Below are 12,209 nucleotides of genomic sequence, written 5' to 3' on the forward strand. Positions count from 1 at the left end.
CATGAATACGATAGCATGATGACTTGGATTGTACATTTTTATTTTCCATTAAATGTACATTTTTATTTTACCATTTACAGGAGATAAAGTGAATAATAAGCAAAAGAAACTATTTGACGAAATTTGCAAGTCACAAAGTCTAAATGATATTCAAAAGTATACAGAAAACATTTTAGAAATACGAGGTTTTAATATTCAAAGTGCTCAAGATAAGATGCTTTTGTTGACGGAAGAAATAGGAGAATTGGCAAAAGCAATACGTAAAGCAGAAACTAGGATTTCTATTGATTATGATAAAATAGAAAATTATAGTTCTATTGAAAGTGAAGTGGCGGATGTATTTATAGTACTAATGTCTTTATGTAATGTATTAAATATCAATTTATATAATTCGTTTATTGATAAAGAAAAAGAAAACATAGAAAGGGTATGGAAAAAATAAATGAAATGCTCATTTCCGATTTGCAGAACGATAATATTAATAGATGACAGTAGCATAAGCTCCTTTTCTTCAATGTGTGTTTTATTCAGTTCAGAATGGCACATGGAAAGAAAAGGAGCTAATTTTATGTAATAAAATATAGTTTTCGGACGGCTCTGATGGGATGGACGACAAAATCCTTCTAATAAAGGATGGTTAGAGTAAAGTAATCGAAAAAGATTAAGTAAAATTTCATAGCAGACACTGTATATTCACAGAATGAGAAAAACATATAAAAAACTTAGATATATGCAAGTAAAAACGGACATATATACAATTTTACAGATGTATCTTTCTTTATAATGAAATCATAAATTAAGAATGTAAAGGAGAAAATGCATGATTAAGATTATTGATTGTCATCACTCATACAGCGAAAATAACGAGTTTTCATGGAAAATAAGTGGAGATACAGATCAAGCGGCATATTGTGTTCAGATACAAAACCGTATGAGAGAGATTGTATGGAACAGCGGAAAAGTGGAAAGTGAAAATCGGCACAATGTTCCCTGTACCGTACAATTAGAAAAAGAAGAAAAATACAATTGGAGCGTAGAATGCTGGGGTACAGACGGAAGCGCAGACAGGATAGAAGGTAAGACCTTTTATTCTGGAATTGATGGCTGGGAGGCTGAATGGATAGAACCAAATCGAACCAGAAAACCAATGATGGACAGCACAGAACCAGTAGAACCAGTAGGCCGGGGAGAAAGAGTAGGGGATGCACTGGAACGTTTGGATCCGGTTGTTTACATGAGAAAGTGTTTCAACTTAGATAAAATACCAGAGTATGGAGTTATATATGCGACTGCACGTGGTATTTATCACATTTGGGTCAATGGTGTAAGAGTTTCGAATCTGTTTGCTCCTGGGAATACATCTTATAACAAGCATATAGATTATCAATGCTATGATGTAACGAAAGTATTAAAAACAGGAGAAAATGTCATTGCGATTGCACTTGCAGACGGATGGTACACCGGGAAAATCGGCGCAGTTGGAATTGGCAGACAATTCGGAGAGGAAAATGCAGTTCTTTGGCAATTGATTTGCAAAGACAAAGAAAAAAATAAATTGGTATATTATTCAGATGAATCAATGAAATGGAGTTATGGTGCATTACGTTATGCAGATCTTTATATTGGGGAATATTATGATGCAGGTATGGAACTGATTGGCTGGAAACACAGCGGCTTTGATGATTCAGAATGGTATCCGGTTAATATTAGAAAATATGGCTATCAAGAGCTTGAACTGCAGTCAATTCCAGATATTAAAGAAACCAGGACGATTGAGCCAAAAGTAATAAGAACAGAAAAAAATGAAATATTATTAGATGCGGGTGAGAATATCGTTGGATACATATCTTTTGAATTACAACTTCAAAAGGGACAGATTATTTCTTTTGAGCACTCGGAAACAGTTGATAAAGACGGGAATTACCTTCAGAACATTATAGGTCAGAACAAAGATCAGGCAGATTATTATAAGGCGGATAGAAATGGGATTGCAAAATGGAAACCACAATTTACATACCATGGATTCCGTTACGTGAGAGTAAATGGTACCGATGACAGGCATCCGAAACATTATCAGATTCATGTGATTGAAACGCCAATGAGAAAAACAGCTGATTTTACATGTTCAGATGAACGTCTAAATACCTTACAGGAAAATATTTATCGTTCTCAGCAGGGAAACATGATTAGTATTCCAACGGATTGTCCGCAGAGAGAAAGAGTGGGTTGGACAGGTGATATGCAGGTGTATGCACCAACTGCTTGTTACGAAGCAGATGTAGAGCAATTCTTAAGGCACTGGATGAGAGATGTACAAAATGAACAGCTTGAGGATGGACAGGTCCCCCATATTGTTCCTTGTATGCCATCACATGATATTATGAAACCGGCAGGTATCAAAGGCGTGTCTGCTGCCGGATGGTCAGATGCGGCAGTGATTGTTCCGTGGAGACTCTATCAGGCATATGGAGATATTCGGATTTTGGAAGAAAACTATGAGTTAATGAGCCGGTATATGAAATCCACAGAAAACTGCGTTGCAGAAATTCCTGACAATTTTGAGGAATTAACACCGCAAAGGCAGGCTGTACAGAAATACTTATGGAATACAGGATTTCAGTATGGAGATTGGTTAATGCCTTCAATTCAAATGTCTGGACGATCAATTTTCGAAGTAGTACAGCAGACAGGATATGTAATGGCAACGCTTATGTTTGCATTGACAACGCAGCTGATGAGTGAAATCTGTTCCGTGCTTGGAAAAGAGGAAGAGGCGAAACATTATCAGGAGTTAAATGAAAATGTTAAGTATGCATTTAACGTTGAATATGTAAATGAAGATGGATTGATTACGAAGGATTATCAGGGGGTTTATGTACTTGCACTTTGGACAGATGCACTTCCGGAAAAGCTGCGTGGAAAAGCATTGGAACATTTGATTCAGTTAATTCATAATAATAATGATTTGCTTGATACAGGATTCTTGTCCGTGGCTTATTTACTCCCGGTATTGCAGAAAATGGGGAGAAGTGATATCGCTAATCTGCTGCTTATGAGGGATCAATGCCCATCCTGGCTTTATGAAGTAAAAATGGGTGCAACGACTATGTGGGAGTATTGGAATGGATATGCTGAGGATGGAACACCAGGGGATTGTTCCATGAATCATTTTGCATTTGGTTGTGTGGGGGAATATTTATACCGTACTATTCTTGGTATTCAGGCAGAGAATCCGGGATTTAAAAGAATGAAAATAAAGCCGGATGTCACGTGTGGTTTATCCTATGCAAAAGGATATTTTGAAAGTATCTGGGGGAAAGTAGAGGTGCATTGGAAGAAGAAGGAAGGCGGATATACTCTTGATGTGGTAATTCCGCCAAATACAACTGCAGAAGTAGAGATTGGGCGGCATAAAGGTATTTATGGATGCGGCGCCTATCATATAGATACAGAATCATAGCATGGAAGCATAGCTTGTCAAAGCAGGCAAAGGGTTAGCGAATTTGAGCCAAAGAAAGTGAGGATAAATATGAAACCGGAATTTAAACGTTTGATGCAGATTGGAATTATAGTAAGAGATATAGACGAGGCAGTGAAAAAGTATGAGGCTATGGGAATGGGACCATGGGATATCACGGTTATGAGAAATGATCAGCCGCCATTTGAAGATTTAACATTTAATGGGGAAGCAATTTCAGAAAAAGGGCCGGTTATGAAAACAGCAATGATGACATGTTATGGATTGGAATTTGAATTAATTGAACCTATAGCAGATACAGTATACAAAAGATGGTTGGATGAGCATGGACCAGGAATCCATCATGTTGCTTTTGATACAGAAAAAGAATACGAGACATTATTGGAAGATACGAAAAAAGAAACAGGAAAGGAACCTTGGGTAAGAGGTCAGGGAATTCATGGACTTATGGATTTCTCATATCTCGATTTGAGAGATGAGCTGGGATTAATCGTTGAATGCTACAGTACACTCCAACCAGGAAAGCCAGCGCTTCCATACGATATGAAAGGAGAAGTTACAGAATAATGAAAGCATTAATATATTATGGACCAAAGAATATTAAATTAGAAGAAATTGAAAAACCAGCAGCTGCGAGTACGGATGTAATCGTTAAAGTGAAACGTGCCGGCATCTGTGGCTCAGACCTTACAGCATATCTTTTAGATGGAATGAAAGTTGGAATTCCAATGAAAGGGCAGTTTGGACATGATGGACAGTTTGGGCATGAGATGGCAGGAGTAGTGGAAACTGTTGGAGCAGATGTAAAAGATGTAAATGTTGGTGATCGTGTATTTATCAATCCAACTGTCTGCAAACGTAATGGAATGATGGGGTGTGATGTTGCGGGGGCATTTTCGGAGTATGTTCTTGTTGAAGATGCAGCTTATGGCAAAAATCTTCTTCAATTATCTGATGACGTAACATTTGATGAAGCGGTAGTCATTGAGCCGTTAGCTGTTGGTACGCATGGTAAGAATTGTATTAATGTAAAACCGCACGAAAAGGTTGTGATTTTTGGGGCTGGGACAATTGGTCTTTGCACACTGAATGCAGTGCTTGCTGTCGGCTGTAAAGAACCGGTTGTAGTAGAGATGAATGAGCAGCGTTTGGATTTGGCAAAGAAGATGGGAGGGACTCCTTTTTCACCGAAAAATGGTGATCTAAAAGGGTTTCTGGAAGGACATTTTGGATATGTGTCTAATCCATTTGGAATGAAAAAAGCAGATGTGGATGCCTTTATCGATTGTGCCGGAGCAACTCCAATAGTGGGACAGGTTATTGAAGCTGCGAAAGAACATGCAAGGTTATCCATTGTGGCTGTTTACAAAAAATCCATTGATTTCAATATTGCGGATATGATGTCAGGGCAGATGACCATTCAAGGATCTTGCGGATATGAAGAATCGGATGTTATTGAAGCGTTCCAGAATATCAACGGAAAGCGTACATGTACACCTGAAATCGTAACACATCATTTTTCAATAGATGAAGCGGTGGAAGCATTTGAGTTTGCAGCAAATCCAAAATCAGGAGCTGTCAAGGTCGTTATTGATTACGAATAATATACAATTTTTTTATGAAAACAATGCAGGCACTTGATATTATACAAAGAATAAACTTATTTTTGTACAATTAGGAATCAGGAAATATCCAATTATTTCAGATGCTTCTTCTATATACTTTTCTTATGCAATGAAAAACTTATATACCCAAAGGGCACCCCGTAACACATGCCCTGCGGGCGGATCTGCAGCTAAGCTGCGGAATAAGGTCTAGAAGGAGGGAACATTGGGTGGAGGCAAAGTTCGGAAAAGTGATTCATCTTGGCATTGTGGTGGAAGATGTACATAAGGCTGTGGCAATCTATGAAGAAGAATTTGGGATTACACCATGGGAAGTCAGTGATCATGCTGATTTCTTCGCAGATAAGATTGTGAATGGAACAGTGGGAGTTGATTTTGCCAGTGCAATTTATAAAGGGAATGGATATGAATTGGAATTAATCGCTCCAAACGGACCGAGTGTGTATCATGATTGGCTGAAGGAACATGGACCAAGTCTGCATCATGTAAAGTTAGAAACAAAAGAGAACTATGATGATGTGATGGCTATGGCAAAAAGAATTTCAGGAAGAGATCCATACTTAGAGATGAAATGGCAAGACGGGAAACCAATTGTAGGGTATGCAGATATGTTGAAGGAGACAGGTTTGCTACTTGAAATTTCAAAAGAATAAGAGGAGGAAGAGATGAGCAGTATAGCAAAAAATGAAAAAACCAGTCCAAAGCTGGCCTTTGGATATGGAATGGGTGAAGTTGCCAACCAGATCAGTTGGTATATGATTAATACATATTTGACAATTTTCTACACAGATGCAGTAGGTCTTTCAGCATCAGCAATTTCTCTGATCATGTTAATAGCCAGAGTGTGGGATGCAGTGAATGACCCAATCATGGGTAATATTGCAGATAAGACAAATACAAGATGGGGAAGATTCAGACCTTACTTAATGTTTGCACCGCCATTTTTAGCGATCTTTAACATTTTAACATTTACAGTATTCCCTGTGACAGGTACTTTGAAGATCGTTCTTTGTCTGGTAACTTATATCGGAACCGGTATGGTTTACACAGTAATTGTTACAGCACATGCAGCACTTGTAAACGTAATCGCGATTGACTCACAGGTACGTATGAATCTTTCTACAGCTCGTGGAATTGGCTCCTCTATTATCAGTATCGTTCTTTCCGCAGTTGTAATGCCAATGATTCTTTTCTTCGGAAAAAGTGATTCAGCAAATGCAAAAGGGTACCTCGGAGCAGCGATTGTATTATCTATTGTAATGATTCCTTGTTTCCTTATTGAAGCATTCATCTGTAAAGAAAAATATACAAAAGTACTTCATTCGGAAGCGGCAGAGGGAGCCCAGCCTAAGAGAGGCTTTATTGGTAACTTAAAAGAACTGTGCAAAAATGATCAGCTTCTTAGTATTGTAATTATGACATTCCTTGGAGCAATTTGTGTAACTGCTCGTATGAGTTTGATGGCTTACTATGTAATCTATGTAGTTGGATCATATACTGCAGTATCACTTGTATTTACTGTAATGACGATTGCACAGCTTGTAGGTACCGCATTAATTCCATTTATGACCAAAAAAATTGGTAAAAGAAACTATATGTATGTTCTTACCTTTATTATGGTTGGTTCATTCGTCGGCATTTACTTCTTTGCAGGCAATAACATTCCGGTATTATTAGTGTTCAGTTTCTTCAGCGGATTATGTAATTCATCCGGAGCATTAAGCTATGGTTTTGTATCTGACAGTATTGAATATGGAGCATGGAAAGTTGGAACTCGTCAAGAAGGTCTTGCAACGTCATTCCTTTCGCTTGCAGTAAAAGCGTCTACTGCTGTTTGCGGCGTTCTTGGAGTCCAGATGCTTGCAGCAGTCGGATATGTAGCAAATGCAGAACAGACTGCAAGTACGATTAGCGGTATTAATTTTGTAGTTAATATGATTCCGGCAATCTGTGGAATTATTTCATTGATTCCATTGTTCTTCTACAAACTGACAGAAGATCGTGTATCTGCAATTCGTGAAGATTTGGATCATGGTAAGACAGCGGCAACTTCAGACCTTTCATTTGCAAAAGGATGGAAAAATAAATAAGCAAAATCCTAAAAAGAGTATACCCAAGGGCACACCGTAACACATGCCCTGCGGGCGGATTCGCAGTAAACTGCGAAATAAGGTATAGTAAAATGCGAAGCGGACCTTTTTTACAGGGGTCCGCTTTATGAGAAAAAGGAGATTTAAAATGAAGAACAATTACATCTTCCCATTTTTGTGGATGCGTAATCAGAATGAGGACGTGCTTCGAACAGAGATTAAAAAAATATATGAGTGCGGAATTCGTGCAATTTGCTTAGAATCAAGACCGCATCCAGATTTTATTGGAGATGGATGGTGGAAAGATTTTGATATTGTGATGGAAGAAGCTAAGAAATATAGTATGAAAATATGGATTTTAGACGATGCACATTTCCCGACAGGACAGGCCAATGGAATGATTCCGGAAAAATATCCGGAACTTGCACGTAAATATATTATGATGCAGCACACAGACTGTGTGGGACCGGTAAAGAATGCTGCATTAGATGTAAAGCTGATGATGACAAAGCGGTTTACCTGGTTAGATTTCGGAAAAAAATTGAAAAGCCTTTGATTGACAAACAGGAACTGCTTAGTGTGGCTGCAGTGAAAATTATAGAAGGTGATACACTTGAAAATGAAGTGATTGATTTGACTTCTTATGTGGAAAAAGGCACATTGAAATGGGATGTTCCGCCAGGTGTATGGCGTATCTGCATTTCATTTACCACTTATGATTTTGGTGCGCGTAATGAATACATTAACTATGTAGATGAAAAATCGGTACATACATTGATTGAAGCAGTTTATGAGCCCCATTTTGAACATTACAAAGATGAATTCGGTAAGACAATTGCGGGATTTTTCTCGGATGAACCAGGTTTTTATAATGTAGAAGGATTTGACATGGATGATTCGATTGGAAGAAAAAAAATGGCACTTCCCTGGTCAGATGAGATGCAGGAAGTTATGGATTGCTCTGAGTATAAAGATTGGAAAACATCACTTGTTTATTTATGGATGAATGCAGAGAATGAAAATAAATCTGCTTATGCAAGAAAAATTTAAATGGATCTTGTAAGTAAGATGTATGCAAAGAATTTTTCACAGCAGCTTGGAAAATGGTGTGAAGATCATGGCGTTGAATATATTGGACATGTTATTGAAGATAACGGCGAACATAACAGATTAGGATGTGGCGCAGGACATTATTTTCGGGCAATGTCAGGTCAGCATATGGCTGGTATTGATACAATCGGCGGACAGATTATTCCTGGAAATTCATATGCTTCACGCCATGGTATAGCTTATATTGGAAATGGAATCTTTCATCATTTTGGATTAGCAAAACTCGGAGCGTCTGATGCACAAACAGATCCCAAGAAAAAGGGGCGTCTCATGTGTGAAGCTTTTGGTGCGTATGGATGGAATTTTGGGGTAAAGAGCATGAAATGGGTTGCGGATTTCTTGTTAGCTCAGGGAGTGAATCATTTTGTGCCGCACGCATTTTCAATGGCAGATTATCCAGATATGGATTGTCCGCCACATTTCTATGCAAGAGGAAACAATCCTGAATTCCCATTCTTTGCAGAGTTGATGAAATATACAAACCGTATGTGTGATCTTTTAAATGGAGGAAAGAATGTTCCGCAGGCTGCACTTTTGTATCCGGCAGAAAATGACTGGATGAACGATTGCATGCAGATGGAAGTCCCAGGAAGAGTTTTGCAGGAAAATCAGGTAGAATACGAAGTTCTTTCAGAAGATATCTTTGTGAAACGTGATTATTATGGAACAAAGATTCGAGATAGAAAATTAATTGTAAATGAAAGAACAATGTATGCACTTATTCTACCGGAGACAAAGATGATTGATGAAGTGCAGGCGAAAATTGTGATAGAAGCGATAGAAAGCGGACTTCCAGTGTTCTTTATCAATGCAATGCCTGAAAGAGTGGCTGGTGTGAATTCTAAGATACAGGAAATGTATTTACAGAAAATGTCCGGATGTAAGGTGACTGCGCTTGAAGATATTGCAGACGAAGTGAAAATGGTTAGTGCGGCAGGGGTTACATTTGAACCGAAATGTAAATCACTTCTGACATACCATTATGAAAAAGATGGAAAACAAATTTATTTACTATTTAACACTTCTTTATCAGAACAGATAAGTACAAAAGCAGTATTTGCAGAAAAAGAAGAGGCTGTTTCTTATGATGCGATGAGAGATGTATTTTGTAAGATTTCACAGGATGCTAATAATGGTAAAGTCGCAATTAATGTTGAATTGGCACCATATGAGAGTCTTATTGTTTGCTTTGGATATGATAAAGTTGATCTGGAAGAAGAGCGGGAAAAATTTACTGATAATCAGATGGACATTTCTGCAAATTGGAAATTCTCAAAAGTAAAAGCAATAGAGTATCCAAACTTCGGTGAAACAGAGATGATGGGAGAACTGATTCCTGTGTCTGAAATTGCACCAGAGTTTTCTGGAATTATGAAGTATGAAAAAGAAATCGTGCTTCCAAGAGCAAGTTGTGTTATAGTAAAGCCAGAATTTGTATATGAGGCAGCTGAAGTGTTTATAAATGGACAGAGTGCAGGCAAGAAAATGACGCCCCCATATGCATGGGATATATCAGATTGGTGCATAGAAGGAAACAATAAACTTGAGGTGGAAGTTGTAAATACACCTGCGAGAGATACACTAAAATTCCCGGGTCCATTTGGTCCGGAGCGAGAGATTATGGAACCATCGGGAATGTTTGGCAGAGTAGTTGTAGAATACAAATAGTTATTTGATGAGGATGATGGAATGGATAAATTATTTGAACTAAGTAATTTGGAAAAAATTTTTAAAGCGGAGTATGAAAATGGTGGTCAGATGTATCTGAATAAACCCATGACAAATCGTATGTATAAGGAAATTATTTCAAAGAAAAGAAAGTTCAAAGAGTATTATTCTGAAATTGAGATACATCATGAGGGGATTTTAAACGATACAATGGGAAATACGATTAAAGATGTGAATATAGATGGTGAGTATATTGAACTCTCGCTTCATGGCAGATATAGTTTTCCATTGCTGCATAATCATGAATATATTGAATTGATTTATGTGTATAGTGGGAATTGTACGCATTTTGTAGAAGACCAATCATTTGAGATGAAAGAAGGAGATGTGTGCATTTTGGCTCCGAATGCCATGCATGCAATCTCTGCGGTTGATGATGAAGCTGTTATTATTAATATCATGATGAGTAAAAAGATGTTTAACACATCTTTCCTGAATATTCTAAAAGGAGAACAATTGCTTTCAGACTTTTTTGAAAATGTATTGTATAATCGGCGGGTAACACCCTATATCATATTTCCGACAGCAAATGATCCATGGCTGCATCAGACGGTGATGGCAATGTATCGTGAGAGCATTCATAAAGATTACTTGTTCAATGAAATTGAGATACTATATGTAAAACAACTATTCATTCATTTGATTCGTCGTTATGAATTGATGGCAATTGTTTCAAATCCTATAAACTCTTCACCTGAGAATAATATCGTTTCGGTTGTAGGATACATTTCAGTTAATTATAATCACATTACACTACACAAAACAGCGGAATTTTTTGGATACAATGAAACGTATCTTGGACAGATGCTTAAGAAATACACAGGGAAAAAATTTACAACATTGCTGAACGAAGTTAAATTATCTCATGCAAAGAATCTCTTAGAAACAAGTACGATGAGTATTACAGAGATTGGATGTGAAGTTGGATTTTATGATTCAAGTCATTTTACAAGAAAATTCAAGGAGGTTTTTGGAATCACTCCAAAATCATATCGGACAAATCTAGAAAAAATAGAGCAGAATACTCCTACAGCATTGCACTCATAAATCAGCAATCAGCAATAAGCACCTGCTTTCTACGCCATAGCTGTAACTGCTTTCGCTAGACGCAGGAACCACTACGCCGTCGCGAAAGCAGGCACAACTCTGATGCAGATATCAGGCACTTATTACGGAAGGATGAATGCACTGCTGTACAGCTCAGAAGGGTGTATCACTGCCGACATAACAGGTTAATCCTGCCGTCTGGAACTGTGCTTGAATACGATGCAGAATATCTTCAGAGCACCCAGTCATATCGCGGCAGTCATATATACGGCCAAGCTGCTCATATTTAGAGGCTCCCAATCGATGGAATGGTAAAATATTAACCTCTTTCGTTCCGATCTCTTTTATGTAAGCAATCGTTTTTACAATATTATCTTCATCAGAATTATAACCATCAATGATAGGAATTCGCACGATATGGCGAAGTTTCCCCTTGTGGCCAAGCTCAGCAATTTTTGCTATATTTTCAAGAATCAACTCGTTGCCAACCCCTGTAGCATCCTTGTGCTTTTCGGTATCCATATGTTTGATGTCGGTAAATGCCCAGTCTACATTTTCATAAATCTGCTCAAGATGGGGCCACGGTGCAAAGCTGCAGGATTCCGTTGCGGTATTGATATAACGCTCATGGCAGCGGCGCAAAAGCTCAGCAGCAAACTTATACTGCACGGCAACCTCACCGCCTCCTAAAGTCACACCGCCTCCCGGTCCCCAAAAACGGCTTTCCCTTTCTATTCTGTGCATAATCTCTTCAATCGTGTATACTTTACCGGCCGTTTTTAGGGCTTCATGATAACAATTTTCAGAACATTCAATTGTCTCGCAGCTGTCACATTTATTACGGTCAAATGAGACATGATCCCCCTTTTGTTTTGGCAGGGAAATCGCATGATGCGGGCAGATATTCCTGCCTACACAACCGTAGCAGTCAACGCAGTTACTAACACGATACATGAGCTGAGGCTGCAGCTGCTGACTCTCAGGATTACAGCACCAGTAGCATTTTAACGGACAGCCCTTAAAAAATATTAATGTCCGGCCGCCAGGACCATCATGTACCGAGAAACCCTGGATATCAAAAATGACAGCCTCGTTATTTGAATTGAGTTTCATTTTCTAAACGATTCCTTC

11 protein-coding genes are annotated in these 12,209 nt (G+C 38.2%); 10 read left to right on the forward strand and 1 reads right to left on the reverse strand.

Features of this window, described 5'->3' with window-relative positions; all coding sequences use genetic code 11:
• The first annotated feature begins 88 nt into the window (after nucleotides 1-88).
• The 10 genes from ARB69_RS22425 to ARB69_RS22470 all read left to right on the forward strand — a co-directional run bounded on the left by ARB69_RS22425 (nucleotide 89) and on the right by ARB69_RS22470 (nucleotide 11,078).
• Entirely contained in the window at nucleotides 89-442 is a 354-nt protein-coding gene (locus tag ARB69_RS22425) for a MazG nucleotide pyrophosphohydrolase domain-containing protein (RefSeq protein ID WP_050639799.1), read from the forward strand.
• A gap of 378 nt (nucleotides 443-820) precedes the next feature.
• Nucleotides 821-3,460: a family 78 glycoside hydrolase catalytic domain gene (locus ARB69_RS22430; protein WP_050639800.1), complete on the forward strand. Its 2,640-nt coding sequence runs from the start codon at nucleotides 821-823 to the stop codon at nucleotides 3,458-3,460.
• A 69-nt stretch (nucleotides 3,461-3,529) separates the two neighbouring features.
• A complete protein-coding gene (locus ARB69_RS22435; RefSeq protein ID WP_055155055.1) occupies nucleotides 3,530-4,045 on the forward strand; it encodes a VOC family protein in 516 nt (171 codons plus the stop codon).
• The gene (locus tag ARB69_RS22440) at nucleotides 4,045-5,082 is read left to right on the forward strand and encodes a zinc-dependent alcohol dehydrogenase (protein WP_050639802.1); all 1,038 of its coding nucleotides are present in this window, start codon (nucleotides 4,045-4,047) and stop codon (nucleotides 5,080-5,082) included. The genes ARB69_RS22435 and ARB69_RS22440 overlap by 1 nt, the downstream gene beginning before the upstream one ends.
• Nucleotides 5,083-5,312: 230 nt before the next feature.
• On the forward strand, nucleotides 5,313-5,756 hold the full coding sequence (locus ARB69_RS22445; protein WP_055155056.1) for a VOC family protein: 444 nt from the start codon (nucleotides 5,313-5,315) through the stop codon (nucleotides 5,754-5,756).
• Between the two features lie 12 nt (nucleotides 5,757-5,768).
• Nucleotides 5,769-7,193, forward strand: coding sequence for an MFS transporter (locus ARB69_RS22450; RefSeq protein ID WP_050639804.1), 1,425 nt, complete (start codon nucleotides 5,769-5,771; stop codon nucleotides 7,191-7,193).
• Between the two features lie 148 nt (nucleotides 7,194-7,341).
• On the forward strand, nucleotides 7,342-7,749 hold the full coding sequence (locus tag ARB69_RS26280) for a hypothetical protein (protein ID WP_055155057.1): 408 nt from the start codon (nucleotides 7,342-7,344) through the stop codon (nucleotides 7,747-7,749).
• Nucleotides 7,750-7,772: 23 nt separating this feature from the next.
• Entirely contained in the window at nucleotides 7,773-8,243 is a 471-nt protein-coding gene (locus ARB69_RS26285; RefSeq protein WP_157355708.1) for a hypothetical protein, read from the forward strand.
• Nucleotides 8,244-9,971 (forward strand): hypothetical protein, encoded by a 1,728-nt coding sequence (locus tag ARB69_RS22465; protein WP_055155059.1) that lies wholly within the window; start codon nucleotides 8,244-8,246, stop codon nucleotides 9,969-9,971.
• 21 nt (nucleotides 9,972-9,992) lie between these two features.
• Entirely contained in the window at nucleotides 9,993-11,078 is a 1,086-nt protein-coding gene (locus tag ARB69_RS22470) for an AraC family transcriptional regulator (protein WP_055155060.1), read from the forward strand.
• Between the two features lie 153 nt (nucleotides 11,079-11,231).
• Here the strand turns inward: ARB69_RS22470 and ARB69_RS22475 are convergent, their stop codons facing one another.
• A complete protein-coding gene (locus ARB69_RS22475) occupies nucleotides 11,232-12,191 on the reverse strand; it encodes a glycyl-radical enzyme activating protein (RefSeq protein ID WP_055155061.1) in 960 nt (319 codons plus the stop codon).
• Nucleotides 12,192-12,209: the final 18 nt, after the last annotated feature.

The sequence above is a fragment of the Faecalicatena contorta genome, assembly GCF_001404335.1.
GTDB lineage: Bacteria > Bacillota > Clostridia > Lachnospirales > Lachnospiraceae > Faecalicatena > Faecalicatena contortus_B.